Origin of the sequence: Actinoplanes sp. SE50/110, assembly GCF_900119315.1 — a bacterium.
Classification (GTDB): Bacteria; Actinomycetota; Actinomycetes; order Mycobacteriales; family Micromonosporaceae; genus Actinoplanes.
In genome coordinates, this window is record NZ_LT827010.1 from 8,549,911 (window position 1) to 8,567,721 (window position 17,811).

Consider the following 17,811-nt stretch of genomic DNA (forward strand, 5'->3'; position numbering starts at 1 on the left):
GAGGCGACACTGGTTCGCATGAACACCAACACCAACGAGCCGTTCATCCACCCCTCGGCGGACGTGGAGGACGGCGCCCGGATCGGGGCCGGCACCAAGGTCTGGCACATCGCCCACATCCGCTCCAGCGCGACGGTCGGTGACGACACGGTGATCGGCCGCAACGTCTACCTGGACGCGAACGCGGTGGTCGGCAGCCGGGTCAAGATCCAGAACAATGTCTCGGTCTACCAGGGCGTCACCATCGAGGACGAGGTCTTCGTCGGCCCCTGCGTCGTCTTCACCAACGACCTGCGGCCGCGCGCGCAGAACCCGGACTGGACGATCACCCCGACCCTGATCCGCCGCGGCGCGTCGATCGGCGCCAACGCGACGCTGGTCTGCGGCATCGAGGTGGGCGAGTTCGCGATGATCGCGGCCGGGTCGGTCGTCACCAAGGACGTCGCGCCGTACCAGTTGGTGCGCGGCAACCCGGCACGGCCCGCCGGCTGGGTCGACGAGAAGGGCGAGATCGTCAGCCGGGATCCGGAGCGACGCCCGTAAGGCGGGACCGGGAGGCTCCCGTCGCCGGGAGCCTCCGCGCCGCGTCAGCCGCCGATGACCACGCGGCGGATCGAGCCGAGCCGCTCCGGGTCGGTGACCCGCCGGCCGTCCACGACCACCTCGACGCCGGGCAGCTCGGCCGGGCCGAGGGTCCGGTACTCGGCGTGGTCGGCCTGCACGATCGCCGAGTCCACCGCCTCGCCGCCCCACGCCGGCAGCCCGTGCGCCTCGAGTTCCTCCGCGGTGTACATCGGGTCGGACACGTACGCCGTGGCGCCGCGCCGCTTCAGCTCCTCGACGGTCGGGAAGACGCCGGAGAACGCGGTCTCCTTGACGCCACCCCGGTACGCCGCGCCGAGCACCAGCACGCTGCGCCCGGCCAGGTCGCCGACGGCCGCGGCGAGCAGGTCCACCGCGTACGACGGCATCGCGGCGTTGGCCTCACGGGCCGCCCGGACCACCGTGGCGGTCGGGTCGTTCCACAGGTAGAGCCGCGGGTAGACCGGGATGCAGTGCCCGCCGACCGCGATGCCCGGCCGGTGGATGTGGCTGTACGGCTGCGTGTTGCAGGCGTCGATCACCAGGTTCACGTCGATGCCCAGGGTGTCGGCGTACCGCGCGAACTGGTTGGCCAGCCCGATGTTGACGTCCCGGTAGGTGGTCTCGGCCAGCTTCGCGAGCTCCGCCGCCTCGGCGTTGCCCAGGTCCCAGACGCCGTTGCCCCGCGGCAGGTCGGCGCGCTCGTCGAAGTCCAGCACCGCCTCGTAGAAGGTGACGCCGTGCGCGGCGGACGCCTCGTTCACGCCACCCACCAGCTTCGGGTATTTGCGCAGGTCGGCGAAGACCCGACCGGTGAGTACCCGCTCCGGGCTGAAGACCAGGTGGAAGTCCTCGCCGGCGACCAGGCCGGAGCCCTCCTGCAGCAGCGGCGCCCAGCGGTTGCGGGTGGTGCCGACCGGCAGCGTGGTCTCGTAGCTGACCAGGGTGCCGGGGCGCAGGCCGCGGGCGATGTCCCTGGTGGCCGACTCCATCCAGCCGAAGTCCGGCTTGCCGTCGGCGTCCACGAACAGCGGGACGACGACCACGACGGCCTCGGACTCGGCGACCGCGGCCGCGGTGTCGGTGGTGGCGGTGAGCAGGCCGGCGCTGACCGCCTCCTTCAGCTTCACGTCCAGGTCGGCCTCGCCCGGGAACGGGACCTCGCCCGCGTTCACCTTGCGCACGGTCGGCTCGGAGACGTCGGCGCCGATCACCGTGTGCCCCTTGGAGGCGAACTGAACGGCGAGCGGCAGCCCGATCTTGCCCAGGGCGACGACACAGATCTTCATACGGAAAGCTTTCCTCCTTGGCGGGGCTAGCGCCGGTACAGCTTCGTCTCGCCCCGAACTTGTTGACCGTCACCGTGAGCAGCGAGCGGTCGTCCAGTTGACGGTGACCGTAGTGAAGCGTAGGCCACGCCGGTAGCGCATCGAACCCGCGTCCGGCCATCACGCGGACTCACCGCCGCCTCACCCACGGTGACCAAGGCTGCCGGAGTGACGGCTGAGGCGTACATTGATCGGTCATGACGCTTCTGAGCGGCTCCGAGGCATCGGCGTACTGGGATGATCGGCACGAGCGGGAGAGCGACCTCCGCTCGGGCGGCCACATGGCGTTCGACGAGGCCACCAACCGGATGTTCTACATGCGCCGGCTGGCCCTGCTGATGGACCTGATCGGACTCCAGTCGTCGCCGGTCGCCCCGCTCTTCCTGCTGGACGCCGGCTGCGGCAAGGGCTGGTTCAGTCGGGAGCTGGTCCGGTTCGGCCACCGGGTGGATGCGATCGACGGCAGCCTCACCGCTCTGCAGCACGCCGAGGCGGAGGGCGGCGGGCCCCGGTTCCACCGGTCCTCGCTGTCCGGCTGGCGCAACCCCTGGCTGTACGACGTGGTGTTCAGCATCGACGTGCTCTTCCACATCCTCGACGAGGACGAGTGGGAACGCTCGGTGCGCAACCTGGCGTCGCTGGTCCGGCTCGGTGGACGGCTGGTGCTCTCCGACTGGGACGCCGGCCACGACCAGGCTTTCGGCAACTATCAGGTGCTGCGTGGGCCGGGGCGCTACCGGCCACTTCTGGAGGGACTCGGCTTGCGGTACGACGGATGGCAACCCTACGACTTCCGGGCCAGCGTCATCGGCTTCCACGCGTTCACCCGGGTCGGGTGACCCCGATGCTGATCAAGGAGTTGCCGGCGCTGGCCGGCGGGGGCCCCGCGGTCTTCTACACCGGCGGGTCCGAGGAGCTGTTCGCGGCGCTGTTCCCGTTCGAGAAGCCGGAGCGGGCCGACCCGCCCGCGGCGCTGACCGTGGTGTTCGCCGGCCCGGCCAGCCCGTTCCCCGGGGTGCCGGCGCTGCCGCCGGGCGGCCGGCTGTTGCTGCTGCTCGGCTGGCCGATCGCCGAGCTGCCCTACCACCTGCTGCTGGACCCGCTGGTCGCGGCCGGCTGTCAGGTGCTGCAGGCGGTGCCGGTCGATCGGGCGCACCGGCACGGCGTGCACTGCGCCGTGGTGGCGGCCCGGGTGGACCGGCTGGCGCCACTCCGGTCGTACCTCGACGATTCGCCCATCACGCTGGACGGCGAGTCGCCGGGGCTGCCCGCGCTGCTGCGGCTGACCGGCGAGTACACCTTCACCGACCTGGTCAGCCGCACGCAGCGGTCCTAGCTAGGCCTCGGGCAGGAGGCGACGGTACACGTCGTTCATCACCCGGGCCTGGGCGTCCCAGGTCCAGCCGTCGAGCAGGCCGGGCTTGTCGTACGCCGCCCGGTAGCGCTCCGGGTCGTCCAGCACCTTCTGCACGGCCTGCACGTAGGCGTCGACGTCGGCCGGCGGCGCCTGCGTCTCCGGGGTGCCGGTGGAGGTGAACACCTCGCCCTGCCCGGTGGCCCGGACCGTGGACGCCATCGTGCGCACGTCGCTGACCACCAGCGGCAGCCGGGCGTGCGAGTACTCGAAGAACTTGGTGATCAGCGCGATCTCGTGGTTCGGGAAGTGGAAGATCGGGATCACGCCGACGGTGGCCGCGGCCAGGAACGGCACCACCTGCCAGTGCGGTACGTACGGCAGGAAGTGCACCCGGTCGGAGATGCCCAGCGCGGTGGCCCGCTTGCGCAGCCCGCCCATGTACCCGCTGCTGTGGTTGTTGGTGACCAGGGCCAGGTGTACGCCGGGCTGCCGGGCCAGGCCCTCGACCATCACGGCCAGGCCACGCTGGATCGACGCGGCCCCGCTGTAGACGATCAGCGGCGTGTCCGGGCCGATCCCGCACAGCTCGCGCAGGTCGGGCAGGGGGGTGCCGGCCGCGTCCGCCGGGGCGTGCTCGGCGGCCGGGGTGTTCAGCACGACCGCCGGGCGCTCGGGCAGCCGGTGCGCCTCCTGCAGCATGCCGGCCAGGTCGTCGGAGACGGTCATCGCGGCGTCCACGTACGGCACGTACTCCGCCTCGTGCAGCATCTGGGCGGTGCGCCAGCGGGCGTGGTTGGTCCACGGCCGGACGCCGGGCAGGAACTCGTGCGCGTCCCAGACCAGCTTGACGTCCCGGCCCCGGGTCTTCGCCCGGATCTTGGCGCGGGCGCCGACACCGAGCATCCGGAAGTCGTTGGCGTGGATCAGGTCCGGCTTGACCCTGTCGAGCACCGGGCCGAAGGCCAGCTCCCAGTCCCACAGCTGCGGCTCCAGCCGGCGCCAGGCGCGCGGGCCCTGCACCGTGCTCCAGAACCAGGTGTAGAGCTTGTCGCTCGGGGTGTCCAGCGTCTTGCGCGCGCGCGCCGCCTTCTTCGTCTGCCGCTGGCGGACCGACACCCACTTGTTGACCACCCGGGACGCCTGCCACTGCACCTTGCGCGAGATCTCCCGCGCACCGCCCGGGCTGACCAGCCGGTCCATCGTCAGGTTCGCCCGCCAGGCCTTGACCCACTGGCCGCGCTGCTCGGCGACCCCGTTCTGCGGGTAGGCCAGCGGCGCCATCACCCAGCGGCGGCGGAACTCGTGCGGCCGCTTGTCCAGGTGGAACGGCACCGGGACCAGGCGGACCTGGGCCGGGCCGAGCATCCAGGTGTGCTCCTTGTCGTCCGGCGAACGGCCGAGCAGCGTCACGTCCCAGCCGGCCTCGGCCGCGGAACGTGCCTCCTTCTGCACCCGCGAATCGCCGTTCACGCCGTTGTCGACGAGCATGACGATGCGGCGGGCCTCGTCCGAACCCATGGAGACTCCTACTTTTTTCGTGTGCCGGAGGGGGCAGACCTTAGCAATCCACGCTACTGAAGGTCAGTAAGGCCGGATGCTCCGGGTAGCGTAGATTGGCTCACCGATCTCCCGTCCCCGAGGCAGAGGCGCACACTCCGCATGACCGAGGTCCTGAAGTCGGCTGTCACCAGCGCCAAGCGATTCACCAAGAAGGCCGGGAACCGGGTGGTCGGCAAGGCGCTGAGCATGCCGCGCGGCCGGCAGGCGGGACAGGCGCTGCTGACCGCGCCCGGGCTCAGCGACCGCCAGCGGCGCGCCCTGGGCCGCCGGATCGCCGGCAAGCTGAGCACGCTGGGACTGCCCGCCGAGGCCGCCGCGACCCGGCTGCGGGTCGCCAAGCTTCTGCGCGAGCCGCGGTCGCGGGCCGAGTGGATGATGGCCGCCGCCAAGGACGAGCTGGACGCCGGCCGGATCCCGGACTTTCTCACCGAGGCCGTCACCGCCGAGCTCGCGGTCGCCGACCAGCTGCTGCTCCGCAAGGACTTCGACGCGGCCACCCGGTCCGTCTTCCAGGTGCTGCAGCTGCTGTTCCACCGGGCCGTCCACTTCGACGGGATGACCTCGCCGATGGCGCCGCAGCCGGCCGAGTTCCTCGCGCCGCTGCACCTCAGCCTGGTCGGGCGCACGATGGCCACGGCGCACGGGCGGCTCACCCCGGCCGTCCCGCCGCCGGCCGGCCGGCCGCACCGGATCCTGTTCGTCACCCGGGGCAACGAGAACTTCCTCGGCGAGATCCGCGACCGGTACGCGGCGAGTCCCGATCACGAGGTCCGCACGCTGAGCCTGCTCGCCGACGAGGAGAAGGCGAAGCTGGTCCGGATCCCGTTCATGATCAAACATCTGCTCGGCGGCGACCCGGCGTACGGGGAGAAGATCCGCGAGTGGATCCAGCCCGACCTGGAGTGGGCGGACACCGTCTTCGTCGAGTGGTCGGTGGCGCAGGCCGCGCTGGTCAGCATGGTCGACCCGGGCACCACCCGGATCATCGTGCGGCTGCACCTGTTCGAGGCGTTCACCATGTTCCCGCACCTGATCGACTACTCCCGGATCGACGACTACGTCTTCGTCTCCGACCCGCTGCTCGACTACACCCGGGACGTGGCGCCGCGGATCACCGAGCCGGGCGGCCCGCGGCTGCACGTGCTCACCAACGCGGCCCGGCTCGACCGGTTCGCCCGGCCCAAGACGCCGGAAGCCCGGTTCACCCTGGCCCAGATCGGTCAGAGCCGGATCGCCAAGGATCCGCGCTGGACCTTCGCGATCCTGCGGGAGCTGCGCAGGCACGACGACCGCTACAACCTCCTGCTGGTCGGCGCCGACCTGGACGGCTCACCCAGCCCGCAGGCGGCCGCCTACCACCGGGAGTACGTGCGCGAGCTGGCCGAGTTCGAGGCGCAGGGGGCGGTCCGCCGGCTCGGGCAGACCGACGACGTGGCCGGCGCGCTCACCGGGATCGGCGTGATCCTCAGCGCCTCGGTGCGGGAGAGCTTCCACCTCGGCGTGATCGAGGGCGCGGCCAGCGGCGCCGTCCCGGTGGTCCGCGACTGGCCGTTCTTCGCCGGCCGGGCACACAGCGCCCGCAGCATCTTCCCGGCCGACTGGATGGTCGAGACCGTCGACGAGGCCGTCCAGCGCATCCTCGCGCACACCGCCACCGAGGAGATCTGGCAGGAGACCGGCGCCGCGGCGACCCGGCATGCGCTCTCCACCTGGGACTGGTCGGTCGTTCAGCAGCAGTACGACCGCCTCTTCGACAACTGACGAAAAGGGATCGCCGGTCCTGACGGGTTCAAGACCGGCGATCCCTTTTTCGTACGTCGTGAGCCGGGCCCGTGGCCGCTCAGACTCCGCTGCCGTCAGCCGTGCTTGTCGCCCGGCAGCCGCAACGCGGTGGTGACCTCCAGGCCCGGGTGACGGCGGGCGATCTGCCAGCCGATCCGCTCGCCCTGCACCCCGTTCACCACCACCCGCTTCACCCTGGTGAAATCGATGGCCGGCAGGATCGACCTGGTCGCCAGCCACTTGGTGTGCGGGCGGAAGACCGCGGCGGTCGGCTTGCCCACCTTGGCGGCCACCTTGGTGCGCAGCGTGCGCGCCTTGCCCTGCACGGTGCGGGTCAGCGCCAGCGCGGCGGCCGAGCCGGTCATCGGGGCCGGCCGGATGACCACGCCGGGCGGGTCCTCCTCGGTGCCGATCCCGTGCACCACGATGCCCGGATCCTCCGCCTCGCGGGCCCACTTGGCCGGGTCCGGCACGATCAGGTCGACGCCGTACCCCTTGGCCCGGGCCCGCTTGACGAAGTCCCGGGTGCGGGCCGGACGGGACGGCAGGACCGCCACCACGATGATCCGCTCGGCCGGGTCCTCGGCCGGCACCGGGACCGGCGCCGCGGCCTCGGCCGGGGCCGGGTTGCGGTAGATGTCCAGCAGCTGTTCACCGACCGCTTCGAAGCCGTACCGCGCGTGCAGCTCGGCACGGGCCCGGGGCAGGTCCAGTTTCGACCACTCGTCGCGCAGCTCGCGCCAGGCCTCGGCGAGCACCTCGGGCTTCTTGGTGACCGGGAAGAGCCGGCCGGCGATGCCGTCCAGGCCCTCCAGGGTCTCGGCCGGGCCCTGGCTGGCGGCGACCAGCACCGGGGTGCCGGTGGCCACCGCCTCGACCATGGTCATCCCGAACGTCTCCAGCTGGCTGGCGTGCACCAGCAGGTCGTGCTCGTGCAGCAGGGCCACCATCTGCTCCGGCGGCACGGCCGGGCGCAGCTGGATCCGGTCGGTCAGCTTCAGCTCTGTGATCCGCTTGCGCAGGTCGTCCTCGAGCTTGCCCTCGCCGACCAGGGTGAGGGTGACCGAGGGGTCCTCCGCGGCGATCAGCGCGAAGCCGTCGACCAGCGTCATCACGCCCTTGTGCTCCACCATCCGGCCGGCGTACACCCAGCGCCGGGGCGCCTCGGGCATGCCGGGCCGGACCGCGAAGTGCTCGAAGTCGACCGGGTTCGGCACCACCCGCAGCTTGTGCGCGTAGTACGGGAACTCCTCGGCGACCTGGTCGCGCAGCGAGGAGCTGACGCAGAGCAGGGTCTCCGCCCGGGCGAGCATGTCGAGGTATTGCTGGCGGGCCTTGGGCTGGGCGAACACCTGGCGCAGGAAGGTGGCGTGCTCGGTGACGATGATCCGGGCGTCCGGGCGGGCCAGCGCGGCCGCCATCACGCCGCCGAAGTGCCCGGAGTGCGCGTGCACCAGCGGCGCCTCGATCCGCCCGGTGGGCAGGGCCGCCCTCAGCCGGCGGATCTGCTCGTTCGCCCACGTCGCGTACGGCTGCTTGCGGGGCTGCGGGGCGATCACCCGGGTGAGCTCGCCCTCCGGGGTGTCCTGCACGGTGACCCCGCCGAAGCGCTTCAGCTCCCGCTGCATGGTGATGTCGATCATGTTCCCGACCATCCGCCACGGCGGGTAGAACCAGTGGTCGGTGGCGAGGATCGACACCCTGCCCACCTGCCCCTGCACCGTCTCGGCGGCGGCCTTGACGAACGAACCGGCGAAGGTGTCGTTCGGCGACGGGTACCACGGCGTGACGATGGCCAGGTCGGCCGGCGCGGGCCGGCGCTCCGGATCGCCCTGTGGGTCGGTCCGCACGGTCAGCCGGGGGAACTCCTTGCGGGCCAGGTCGACGATCGGCATCGCCGGCGGGTCACCGGCGATCAGCAGATCCGCCCCGGCCAGCGCCTCGCGGATCTCCGGCCAGGCTTTGTCACCGACCCGCTTCAAAGTGACGCCGGCCGGCGCCTTGACGTCCTTCCACTCCGGGATCCGCCCGGCGAACAGCGTCACCTTCGCGCCGGCCGCGGCGTACTCCGCGGTCAGCGTGACGGCGGCGCGGATCCGGAACTCGCCCAGTGCGACGTAGACGACCGACCGGTGACCGTCGCTCATCGTCGTCCGCCCTCGGCCAGCGCTCGCAAGCGGTGCTCCCATGGTGTCAGTGTGGCCTCCCGGGTGTACCGGTCGGCGTGCTGCAGGGCCGTCTCGAAGGTCGGCCGGTCCAGGTCCCGGGCCGCCTTCGCCGCGGCGATGAACGACTGGGCGACGTTGTCCGCGTCCAGTTTCCGGCCGTGGAACCAGAGCGGGTACCCGGTGAGCACGTCGGCGGCGGCGATGTCCGGCTCGTGCACCGAGACGATCGGCTTGCCGGTCGCCATGTACTCGAACACCTTGCCCGAGGTCACGAACTTCGCCCCGGGCACGCAGAAGACCAGCCCGTCGGTCTTCGCGTAGACCTCGGCCGCCTCGGTCTTGGAGAACGCGCCGCGATACACCACACCGGTGTCCGGGCTCTCCCCCAGCCGCGGCCGGATGGCCGCCGCCTCGTGCGGGAAGAAGCCGAGGTGGCCGTGGATGTCGAGGTTCGCGTCGGCCAGCAGCGGGTGCTGGCGGGCCAGCTTCCAGCCGTTGACCAGGACCTCCAGCGGCAGGTACGGGGTGACCGTGCCGAGGTAGCTGAAGTGCAGCGGCCGGTTCGGGTCGCTGGGCCGGTAGTCCGGGCGGCCGAGCAGCTCGGGCTCCCAGCCGTTCGGGACGACCTCCATCCGGTCGGCCGCGAACTTGTAGCGGTCCTGGTACCACCGCCGCATGCCGTCGTTCACGAAGACGATCTCGCCGGCGTCCCGCAGGACCCGCTCCTCCCAGTTCATCATCAGGCCGCCCTCGGGGAAGCGGATCTCCTCGGTGAACTGGTTGAAGGTCCAGGCGTCCCGGAAGTCGACCACGTATGGGATCCGGAACAGCTTGCCCAGATAGTGCGCGGCGGCGAACGAGACGAACGGGTTGCCGGTGGCGAGCACCAGGTCGAAGCGGGCCTTGCGGTGCCGGGCCACGGCGGTGCGCATCACGCCGGGGACCCAGCCGATGTAGTGCTCGCCGAAGATCCGCTTCTGCGACTCCTGGTACAGCCGGCTCGCCACGCTCGGGAACATCCGGCGGAACGTGCTGAACCGGCGTACGTCGTGCTCGTAGTTGTAGGTGTTCATCGGGGGTCGTTCCACGTGGATCCGGGGGTCGACCGTGGCCTCCAGCGCCGGGTCCGCGGCGCCTTCGAGGTGGTACTCGAAGAACTCGCGGGGCGCGGTCAGCACGGTGACGTCCCAGCCCGCCTGAGCCAGGTGATTGGCGGTCGCGCGGGCGCGGAACACGCCGCTCGCCCGGCTCGGCGGGAAGTAGAACGACAGGTACAGCACCCGGGGCGGGCGCGACTCCGAGAACTTGCCGGTCATCACTCGCCCTGGGCCGGCAACACGGGAACGGTGATGCCCTCGCGTGCGGACTTCAGCACCGCCGCCGCCACCTGCACGGTGCGCATGCCCTGGCGCAGCGACACGATGTCGCTCTGCTTGCCCTCCACCGCGTCCCGGAACCGCTCGTGCTCGACGAGCAGCGGCTCACGCTTCGGGATCGCGTAGCGGACCATGTCGCCCTCGGCCACGCCGCGGAACGCGCGCAGCGCCTCCCACTCGGTGCCGAACGCGCCGTTGGCGTAGAAGGTCAGGTCGGCGGTGAGCGTGTCGGCCACGAAGCTGCCCCGCTCGCCGGTGATCACGGTGGACCGCTCCTTGAACGGGCTCAGCCAGTTCACCAGGTGGTTGGCGACCACGCCGCCGGACAGACCGGCCACCACCGAGACCATGTCCTCGTGCGGGCGGCCGCTGCGCGACACGGTCTGCGCGGCGACCTGCTCGTACGGCTTGCCGGTGACCCACGCGGTCAGGTCGATGTCGTGGGTGGCCAGGTCCATCACCACGCCGACGTCGGCGATCCGGCCCGGGAACGGGCCCTGCCGCCGGGTCACAATCTGGTAGATGTCACCCAGCTCGCCGGCCTCCAGGCGGGTCCGCAGGCTCTGCAGCGCCGGGTTGTACCGCTCGATGTGACCGACCGCGCCGACCAGGCCCTTCGCCTCGAACGCGGCGACCAGCCGCTCGGCCGCCTCGACCGAGGGCGCCAGCGGCTTCTCGATCAGGGCGTGCACGCCGTCGGCGGCCAGCCGCAGGCCGATCTCCTCGTGCAGGCCGGTCGGGCAGGCCACCACGGCGTAGTCCGGCTTCAGGGCGAGCAGCTCGTCCAGCTCGGCGACGACCGGAACCCCGTGCGGGCCGGTCGCGCCGGGCGCCGGGTCCAGGATGCCGACCAGGTCGACCCCGTCCAGCAGGGACAACACCCGGGCGTGGTTGCGCCCCATGGCGCCCAGCCCGATCAGAACGGCGCGCAGCCCGCTCATGCGGCCACCGCCGCGGCCTCGTTCACGGCCACGACGATCCGGTCCAGGTCCTCCTGGGTGAGGCTGGGGAAGACCGGCAGCGAGACGACCTCCGCGGCCGCCTTCTCCGTCTCCGGCAGCTTCCACGGGCCGACCTGGCCGTCCTCGGTCAGGTACGGCCGGAGGCGGTGGATCGGGATCGGGTAGTACACCGCGTTGCCGATGCCCCGCTCGGTGAGGGCGGCCTGGAAGGCGTCCCGGTCCCCGGCGAAGCGGATCGTGTACTGGTGGAAGACGTGCTCGACGCCCTCGCCGACGGCCGGCACGGTGACCCCGGTCAGGTTCGCGCTCAGGTACGCCGCGTTCTCCTGCCGCTTGCGGGTCCAGCCGCCCAGCTTGCCCAGCTGCACCCGGCCGATCGCCGCGGCCACGTCGGTGAGCCGCATGTTCGCGCCGACGATCTCGTTCTGGTACCGCTGCTCCATGCCCTGGTTGCGCAGCAGGCGCAGCTTGCGCGCGAACTCGGCGTCGGCGGTGGTGATCATGCCGCCCTCGAGCGAGTGCATGTTCTTGGTGGGGTAGAAGCTGAAGCAGCCGGCCAGGCCGAACGCGCCGGCCGGGGTGCCGTTCAGGCCGGCGGCGTGGGCCTGCGCGGCGTCCTCGATCACCTGCAGGCCGTGCGCCTCGGCGAGCGGCATGATCCGGTCCATCGCGGCGGGGTGGCCGTACAGGTGCACCGGCATGATCGCGACGGTGCGCGGGGTGATGGCCGCGGCCACCGCGTCCGGGTCGATGCAGAAGGTCACCGGGTCGATGTCGGCGAACACCGGGGTGGCGCCGGCCAGCCGGACCGCGTTGGCCGACGCGGCGAACGAGAACGACGGGACGATCACCTCGTCGCCCGGCTTGAGGTCGAGCGCCAGCAGCGACAGCTGCAGCGCCGACGTCCCCGAGTTGACCGCCACGCAGTGACGCCCCTCGACCAGCTCACCGAACTCACGCTCGAAGCCCGCGACCTCCGGGCCCTGAATCACCATGCCGCTGCGCATCACTCGGACCGCGGCCTCGATCTCCTCTTCACCGATCACGGGGCGAGCGGCGGGAATGGCAGGCTGGGAGCCCGTCATGGGCGATCCTCCTGAACAAGAGTGAGGTTTGCGGAGGGACGCGTCACTCCCCGCAACGACGCCCGTTGGTTCGATGGTGGCATGGCGTCGGCCGCGCGTCGTCGGCGGCGCACGACATGGTACAGCATTCTCCCTTGCTACCGATTTCTCAGCGCGGCGCGCGCGAGGCCGGCCGGGCGGTCCTACGCTGCCCTGTCATGCGGTCCATCCTCGCTACGCTCGGTTACGTCCTGTCTCCCGGTGGTGATCGGATTCTGATGATCCGCCGCGACACCCGGCCCGACGACCTGCATTACGGCTATTACAACGGTCTGGGCGGCAAATTGCACCCGGACGAGGACGTGGTCGCCGGAATGCGCCGCGAGATCGCCGAGGAGGCCGGCCTCGAGTGCCACCGGGTCGACCTGGCCGGCACCGTCTCCTGGCCCGGCTTCGGGCGCGACGGGGAGAACTGGTTCGGCTTCCTGTTCCGGATCCCGGAGTGGTCCGGCACGCCGCTGACCGGCAACCCGGAGGGGTCGCTGCACTGGATGGCGGTCGCCGACGTGCTGGCCGGCCGGGTACCCATGTGGGAGTCCGACCGGCACTTCCTGCCCCTGGTCTTCGCCGAGCAGCCGCGGGTGTTCCACGGCGTGATGCCGTTCGCCGGCGGGAAAGCCCAGTCGTGGGGTTACACGACGGGGTGAGGGCCCACGGCGTACCGCCGCAAGCCGTTGATCTCAGAAGCGGCGCATGCCGCCGAACTGACGGTCACCGGCGTCGCCCAGACCGGGCACGATGTAGGCCTTCTCGTTGAGACCCTGGTCGATCGACGCGGTGACCAGGCGCAGCGGCAGGTCGGAGGCGGCCAGGCGGTCGACACCCTCCGGCGCGGCCAGCACGCAGCAGATGATGATGTCGGTGCAGCCGCGGTCGGCCAGCAGCCGGCAGCAGTGCAGCAGCGAACCGCCGGTGGCCAGCATCGGGTCGAGGACCAGCACCGGCTGGCCGGCCAGATCGGCCGGGAGCGACTCCATGTACGCCCGGGGCTCGTGCGTCTCCTCGTCGCGCGCCAGGCCGACGAAGCCCATCGACGACTCCGGCAGCAGCGCCAGCGCGGCGTCGGCCATCCCCAGCCCGGCCCGCAACACCGGGACGATCAGCGGCGGATTGGCCAGCCGGGTGCCCTCGGTCGCCGCGACCGGGGTCTGGATCGGGAACTTCTCGACCGCGAAGAGGCGGGCGGCCTCGTAGACCACCATCGTGGTCAGCTCGTGCAGCGAGGCGCGGAAGACCCCGGACTCGGTCTCGGACCGGCGCATCGCGGTGAGCCGGGTCTGGGCCAGCGGGTGATCTACGACAAGGACGTCCACGGCGATCAACCTACCGTTCATTCAAGATCAACTGACCTCGGGTCGCATAGAATCAGTCTCATGACTGCGACAGCGTCCATCGGGCTGTCCGATCTCCGCGCCCTCCTGCACGGCCTCCCCGGGGTCGACAAGGTGGGCGTCGAGGCCAGGGCGGCCGCGCTCGGCACCCGATCGGTGAAGACGAGCAGCAAGGCCCGGGCCATCGACCTGGCGATCCGGATGGTCGACCTGACCACCCTCGAGGGCGCCGACACGCCCGGCAAGGTGCGCGCGCTGTGCGCCAAGGGACGGCGGCCCGACCCGGCCGACCCGTCCTGCCCCGCGGTCGGCGCGATCTGCGTCTACCCCGCGATGGTCCCGGTGGCCGCCGAGGCGCTGGCCGGCTCCGGGGTCCACCTGGCCAGCGTGGCCACCGCGTTCCCGTCCGGGCAGGCCCCGCTCGAGGTGAAACTCGCCGACACCCGGGCCGCGGTCGCGGCCGGGGCCGACGAGATCGACATGGTGATCAGCCGGGGCGCGTTCCTGGCCGGCGACTACACCCGGGTGTTCGACGAGATCGTCGCGGTGAAGGAAGCCTGCGGCGGCGCCCACCTCAAGGTCATCCTGGAGACCGGCGAGCTGGCGACGTACGACAACGTCCGCCGCGCGTCCTGGCTGGCGATGCTGGCCGGGGCCGACTTCATCAAGACCTCCACCGGCAAGGTGTCGGTCAACGCCACGCTGCCGATCACCCTGGTGATGCTGGAGGCGGTCCGCGACTTCCGGGCACGGCACGGGCGGCAGGTCGGGGTGAAGCCGGCCGGCGGGATCAAGAACACCAAGGACGCGATCAAATACCTGGTGCTGATCAACGAGACGGTCGGCGACGACTGGCTCAGCCCGGACTGGTTCCGGTTCGGAGCCTCCTCGCTGCTCAACGATCTGCTGATGCAGCGCACCAAGCTGGCCACCGGGCACTACTCCGGTCCTGACTACTTCACCCTGGACTGAGGGGCCATGTTCGCATACGCACCGGCGCCGGAATCCCGCTCGATCGTCTCCCTGGAGCCGTCCTACGGGCTCTTCATCGACGGCGAGTTCCAGGGGTCCGGCTCTGTCTTCAAGACGGTCAATCCGGCGACCGAGGAGGTGCTGGCCGAGGTCGCCATGGCCGGTCCGGAGGACGTCAACCGCGCGGTGGCGGCCGCCCGCCGCGCCTTCACCGGTTGGTCCGCCCTGCCCGGGGCGGAGCGGGCGAAGTACCTGTTCCGGATCGCCCGGATCATCCAGGAGCGGTCCCGCGAGCTGGCGGTTCTCGAGTCGCTGGACAACGGGAAGCCGATCAGGGAGGCCCGGGACGTCGACCTGCCGCTGGTCGCCGCGCACTTCTTCTACTACGCGGGCTGGGCGGACAAGCTGCCCTACGCCGGGTTCGGCGCCGACCCGCGGCCGCTCGGCGTGGCCGCGCAGGTCGTCCCGTGGAACTTCCCGCTGCTGATGCTCGCGTGGAAGGTCGCGCCCGCGCTGGCCACCGGCAACACCGTGGTGCTCAAACCGGCCGAGACCACCCCGCTGTCCGCGCTGTTCTTCGCCGACGTGTGCCGGCAGGCCGAGCTGCCGCCCGGGGTGGTCAACATCGTCACCGGGGCCGGCGACACCGGGGCCTACCTGGTGGCCCACCCGGACGTCGACAAGGTGGCGTTCACCGGCTCCACCGAGGTGGGCCGGGAGATCGCCCGCACGGTGGCCGGCACCGGCAAGCGGCTCACCCTGGAGCTGGGCGGCAAGGCGGCGAACATCGTGTTCGACGACGCGCCGATCGACCAGGCGGTCGAGGGGATCGTCAACGGGATCTTCTTCAACCAGGGTCACGTGTGCTGCGCCGGGTCGCGGCTGCTGGTCCAGGAGTCGATCTTCGAGGAGCTGCTGGAGTCGCTGAAGCGGCGGATGGGCACGCTGCGGGTCGGTGATCCACTGGACAAGAACACCGACATCGGGGCGATCAACTCCGCGGCCCAGCTGGCCCGCATCTCGGAGTTGTCGGAAATCGGGGCGCAGGAGGGCGCGGCCCGCTGGTCGCCGGCCTGCGACCTGCCCGACCGCGGGTTCTGGTTCCCGCCGACGATCTTCACCGGGGTGACCCAGGCCCACCGGATCGCCCGCGAGGAGATCTTCGGGCCGGTGTTGTCGGTGCTCACCTTCCGCACCCCGGCCGAGGCCGTCGAGAAGGCCAACAACACGCCGTACGGGTTGTCCGCCGGCATCTGGAGCGAGAAGGGTTCCCGGATCCTGGCGGTCGCCGACAAACTCCGCGCCGGCGTGGTGTGGGCCAACACGTTCAACAAGTTCGACCCGGCGTCGCCGTTCGGCGGCTACAAGGAGTCCGGCTACGGCCGCGAGGGTGGCCGCCACGGCCTGGAGGCGTACCTTGCCTAAGTCAGCGAAGCTCGTGGAGCCGGCGGCGACCCCCCGGCTCACCGTGCGCAAGACGTACAAGCTCTACATCGGCGGCAAGTTCCCGCGCAGCGAATCAGGACGGACGTTCGTGGCAGACGGCGACAACGTGGCCCTCGCCTCCCGCAAGGACGCCCGCGACGCGGTGGTGGCGGCCCGGGCCGCACAGCCCGGGTGGGCCGGCGCCACGGCGTACAACCGCGGTCAGATCCTGTATCGGATCGCCGAGATGGTCGAGGCGCGGCGGGCCGAGTTCACCGGCCTCGGCGTGCCCGCGGCCGAGGTGGACGCCGCGATCGACCGCTGGATCTGGTACGCCGGCTGGTCCGACAAGATCGCCCAGGTGGCCGGCGGGGCGAACCCGGTGGCCGGGCCGTTCTTCAACATCTCCGCGCCGGAGCCCACCGGGGTGGTCGCCGTCGTCGCGCCGGCCGGCCTGCTCGGACTGGTCAGCGTGCTGGCCCCGGCGATCGTGACCGGGAACACGACCGTGGTGCTGGCCGCCGACCCGCAGATCGCGATCACCCTGGCCGAGGTGCTGGCCACCTCGGACGTGCCCGGCGGCGTGGTCAACATCCTGACCGGGGCGTACGCCGAGACCGCCCCGTGGCTGGCCGCGCACGCCGACGTCAACGCCGTCGACCTCACCGGCGCCGCGCCCTCGGTGGCAGCCGAACTCGAACGCACCGCCGCCGGCACGCTCAAGCGGGTGATCCGCCCCGCGGAGCAGCCTGATTTCCTGGCTGACCCGGGCCTGAAGCCGATGACGTCGTTACTGGAGACGAAGACGGTCTGGCACCCGAAGGGCTACTGACGGGGCGGGGCCGCTGTCACACAGCGTTGCGGACTAGGGTATGTGCCCGTAGTCACCCGTCCCGCCCAGATCAACCCGGAGGTCAACCGTGACCAGCCAGTCCGACGAGCCCGAGGCGTCCGCGCCGGTGGCCGAGAAGTCCCAAGCCGAGGGGCTCAACGGGCGTGAGCTCTGGGACGAAGTCCGTGTCGAGCCGGTCGAGATCGCTCTCCCGGGCGGCGTGGGCCTGACCCTCCGCGCCTACCGGTCGGTCTCCGAGCTGACCCCGACCGAGATCGAGGCCGAGGAGGAGGACCCGTTCGACACGCGCAAGCGCGCCGCCCTCGACGAGGACGGCGAGGAGGGCGTGATCGTCGACGAGGAGTACGAGGCGCTGCTCGCCGAGGGTGACGACGAGGACGAGACGGCTTCCGACGAGAAGGCCGAGTCCGATGACGAGGCGGCGGAGGCGAGCACCCAGCCGGACGATGAGGAAGTACCCATGTTCCTCAGCCACAAGGGCCGGTTGCTCGCCTTCAAGAACGCCGAGTCGCTGGTCTCCTTCATTCGTTCGGGTGCTCCCCACGATCTCGCACAATTGGACACCTGGGGTGCCCTGGCCGAGCGGGTACAGTCGAGCGACATCGACCCGCTGCCGGAGGAGCGTTACGAACTCGACCTCGTGGTGGAGAACCTGCGCGGCGGGCACGACACCTGGGATCTGCCGCTGCTCATCGCCGCCGGCGAGGTGGCCCGTGACCTCGGGTACGCGCTTCGGCTCAAGCCGGTGATCCTGGCCCTGTCGCCCGGTTCCCCGCTCGACGACCTCGACGAGTCCCTCCGCACCGCGCAGAACGGTGGCATGGGCGGATTCTTCGGGCGCCGCCGGCTGAAGAAAATCGGGGCACAACAGGCGAGTCTCGGCTGGCGTTCGGTGATCGGCAAGATCTCTGCTGCTGTGGACTGGCGTGACTGACCGATTACCAGGGAACATCAGTCCTTGGCCACAGAGAAGCACTCCCGGGGAGGAGGA

The 17,811-nt window shown here is 71.2% G+C and carries 16 protein-coding genes; 9 read left to right on the forward strand and 7 right to left on the reverse strand.

From position 1 onward, the window contains the following. Positions 1 to 18: 18 nt before the first annotated feature. Positions 19 to 543, forward strand: coding sequence for an acyltransferase (locus ACSP50_RS38160; RefSeq protein ID WP_014694682.1), 525 nt, complete (start codon positions 19 to 21; stop codon positions 541 to 543). Positions 544 to 587: 44 nt separating this feature from the next. Here ACSP50_RS38160 and ACSP50_RS38165 read toward each other — a convergent pair whose 3' ends face one another. Beyond that, on the reverse strand, positions 588 to 1,871 hold the full coding sequence (locus ACSP50_RS38165) for a nucleotide sugar dehydrogenase (RefSeq protein ID WP_014694683.1): 1,284 nt from the start codon (positions 1,869 to 1,871) through the stop codon (positions 588 to 590). Between the two features lie 236 nt (positions 1,872 to 2,107). Between ACSP50_RS38165 and ACSP50_RS38170 the strand changes: the two genes are divergently transcribed. Together ACSP50_RS38170 and ACSP50_RS38175 are read left to right on the forward strand one after the other, a co-directional pair. Next, entirely contained in the window at positions 2,108 to 2,749 is a 642-nt protein-coding gene (locus ACSP50_RS38170; RefSeq protein ID WP_014694684.1) for a bifunctional 2-polyprenyl-6-hydroxyphenol methylase/3-demethylubiquinol 3-O-methyltransferase UbiG, read from the forward strand. Continuing rightward, positions 2,746 to 3,246: a hypothetical protein gene (locus ACSP50_RS38175; protein ID WP_043512991.1), complete on the forward strand. Its 501-nt coding sequence runs from the start codon at positions 2,746 to 2,748 to the stop codon at positions 3,244 to 3,246. The genes ACSP50_RS38170 and ACSP50_RS38175 overlap by 4 nt, the downstream gene beginning before the upstream one ends. Here ACSP50_RS38175 and ACSP50_RS38180 read toward each other — a convergent pair whose 3' ends face one another. Beyond that, positions 3,247 to 4,785, reverse strand: a complete 1,539-nt coding sequence (locus ACSP50_RS38180) for a glycosyltransferase family 4 protein (RefSeq protein ID WP_014694686.1) — start codon at positions 4,783 to 4,785, stop codon at positions 3,247 to 3,249. It abuts the gene before it with no gap. Between the two features lie 141 nt (positions 4,786 to 4,926). Between ACSP50_RS38180 and ACSP50_RS38185 the strand changes: the two genes are divergently transcribed. Further along, positions 4,927 to 6,588, forward strand: a complete 1,662-nt coding sequence (locus ACSP50_RS38185; protein ID WP_014694687.1) for a glycosyltransferase family 1 protein — start codon at positions 4,927 to 4,929, stop codon at positions 6,586 to 6,588. A 95-nt stretch (positions 6,589 to 6,683) separates the two neighbouring features. Here ACSP50_RS38185 and ACSP50_RS38190 read toward each other — a convergent pair whose 3' ends face one another. Genes ACSP50_RS38190 through ACSP50_RS38205 form a run of 4 tightly spaced genes read right to left on the reverse strand, consistent with a single transcriptional unit; the run spans position 6,684 to position 12,200 of the window. Continuing rightward, positions 6,684 to 8,756 (reverse strand): glycosyltransferase family 4 protein, encoded by a 2,073-nt coding sequence (locus ACSP50_RS38190; protein WP_014694688.1) that lies wholly within the window; start codon positions 8,754 to 8,756, stop codon positions 6,684 to 6,686. Further along, positions 8,753 to 10,093: a glycosyltransferase gene (locus ACSP50_RS38195; RefSeq protein WP_014694689.1), complete on the reverse strand. Its 1,341-nt coding sequence runs from the start codon at positions 10,091 to 10,093 to the stop codon at positions 8,753 to 8,755. Before ACSP50_RS38195 ends, ACSP50_RS38190 begins: the two co-directional genes overlap by 4 nt. Then, positions 10,093 to 11,094, reverse strand: a complete 1,002-nt coding sequence (locus ACSP50_RS38200; protein ID WP_014694690.1) for a Gfo/Idh/MocA family protein — start codon at positions 11,092 to 11,094, stop codon at positions 10,093 to 10,095. The genes ACSP50_RS38195 and ACSP50_RS38200 overlap by 1 nt, the downstream gene beginning before the upstream one ends. Beyond that, positions 11,091 to 12,200: a DegT/DnrJ/EryC1/StrS aminotransferase family protein gene (locus tag ACSP50_RS38205; protein WP_014694691.1), complete on the reverse strand. Its 1,110-nt coding sequence runs from the start codon at positions 12,198 to 12,200 to the stop codon at positions 11,091 to 11,093. Before ACSP50_RS38205 ends, ACSP50_RS38200 begins: the two co-directional genes overlap by 4 nt. A gap of 197 nt (positions 12,201 to 12,397) precedes the next feature. Between ACSP50_RS38205 and ACSP50_RS38210 the strand changes: the two genes are divergently transcribed. Beyond that, on the forward strand, positions 12,398 to 12,886 hold the full coding sequence (locus tag ACSP50_RS38210) for an 8-oxo-dGTP diphosphatase (protein ID WP_043512993.1): 489 nt from the start codon (positions 12,398 to 12,400) through the stop codon (positions 12,884 to 12,886). A gap of 33 nt (positions 12,887 to 12,919) precedes the next feature. On the opposite strand, the gene upp is transcribed toward ACSP50_RS38210, so the two are convergent. Next, entirely contained in the window at positions 12,920 to 13,552 is a 633-nt protein-coding gene (upp, locus tag ACSP50_RS38215) for a uracil phosphoribosyltransferase (RefSeq protein WP_043516337.1), read from the reverse strand. 60 nt (positions 13,553 to 13,612) lie between these two features. On the opposite strand from upp, the gene deoC reads away from it, so the two are divergent. The 4 genes from deoC to ACSP50_RS38235 all read left to right on the forward strand — a co-directional run bounded on the left by deoC (position 13,613) and on the right by ACSP50_RS38235 (position 17,754). Continuing rightward, complete coding sequence (deoC, locus tag ACSP50_RS38220) at positions 13,613 to 14,542, forward strand: deoxyribose-phosphate aldolase (RefSeq protein WP_014694694.1); 930 nt, start codon at positions 13,613 to 13,615, stop codon at positions 14,540 to 14,542. Positions 14,543 to 14,548: 6 nt separating this feature from the next. Beyond that, positions 14,549 to 15,967 (forward strand): aldehyde dehydrogenase family protein, encoded by a 1,419-nt coding sequence (locus ACSP50_RS38225; RefSeq protein WP_014694695.1) that lies wholly within the window; start codon positions 14,549 to 14,551, stop codon positions 15,965 to 15,967. Next, entirely contained in the window at positions 15,960 to 16,799 is an 840-nt protein-coding gene (locus ACSP50_RS38230) for an aldehyde dehydrogenase family protein (protein WP_014694696.1), read from the forward strand. Before ACSP50_RS38225 ends, ACSP50_RS38230 begins: the two co-directional genes overlap by 8 nt. Before the next feature lie 88 nt (positions 16,800 to 16,887). Next, positions 16,888 to 17,754: an RPC7 family DNA-directed RNA polymerase III subunit gene (locus tag ACSP50_RS38235; protein WP_014694697.1), complete on the forward strand. Its 867-nt coding sequence runs from the start codon at positions 16,888 to 16,890 to the stop codon at positions 17,752 to 17,754. Positions 17,755 to 17,811 lie beyond the last annotated feature (57 nt).

Excerpts from the sequence above, each read along its gene's own strand:
- ACSP50_RS38195 (WP_014694689.1), bottom strand. The coding sequence starts at position 10,093 with ATGACCGGCAAGTTCTCGGAGTCGCGCCCGCCCCGGGTGCTGTACCTG.
- ACSP50_RS38160 (WP_014694682.1), top strand. The coding sequence starts at position 19 with ATGAACACCAACACCAACGAGCCGTTCATCCACCCCTCGGCGGACGTG.
- deoC (WP_014694694.1), top strand. The coding sequence starts at position 13,613 with ATGACTGCGACAGCGTCCATCGGGCTGTCCGATCTCCGCGCCCTCCTG.
- ACSP50_RS38180 (WP_014694686.1), bottom strand. The coding sequence starts at position 4,785 with ATGGGTTCGGACGAGGCCCGCCGCATCGTCATGCTCGTCGACAACGGC.
- ACSP50_RS38205 (WP_014694691.1), bottom strand. The coding sequence starts at position 12,200 with ATGACGGGCTCCCAGCCTGCCATTCCCGCCGCTCGCCCCGTGATCGGT.
- ACSP50_RS38190 (WP_014694688.1), bottom strand. The coding sequence starts at position 8,756 with ATGAGCGACGGTCACCGGTCGGTCGTCTACGTCGCACTGGGCGAGTTC.
- ACSP50_RS38185 (WP_014694687.1), top strand. The coding sequence starts at position 4,927 with ATGACCGAGGTCCTGAAGTCGGCTGTCACCAGCGCCAAGCGATTCACC.
- ACSP50_RS38170 (WP_014694684.1), top strand. The coding sequence starts at position 2,108 with ATGACGCTTCTGAGCGGCTCCGAGGCATCGGCGTACTGGGATGATCGG.
- ACSP50_RS38210 (WP_043512993.1), top strand. The coding sequence starts at position 12,398 with ATGCGGTCCATCCTCGCTACGCTCGGTTACGTCCTGTCTCCCGGTGGT.
- ACSP50_RS38225 (WP_014694695.1), top strand. The coding sequence starts at position 14,549 with ATGTTCGCATACGCACCGGCGCCGGAATCCCGCTCGATCGTCTCCCTG.
- ACSP50_RS38200 (WP_014694690.1), bottom strand. The coding sequence starts at position 11,094 with ATGAGCGGGCTGCGCGCCGTTCTGATCGGGCTGGGCGCCATGGGGCGC.
- ACSP50_RS38165 (WP_014694683.1), bottom strand. The coding sequence starts at position 1,871 with ATGAAGATCTGTGTCGTCGCCCTGGGCAAGATCGGGCTGCCGCTCGCC.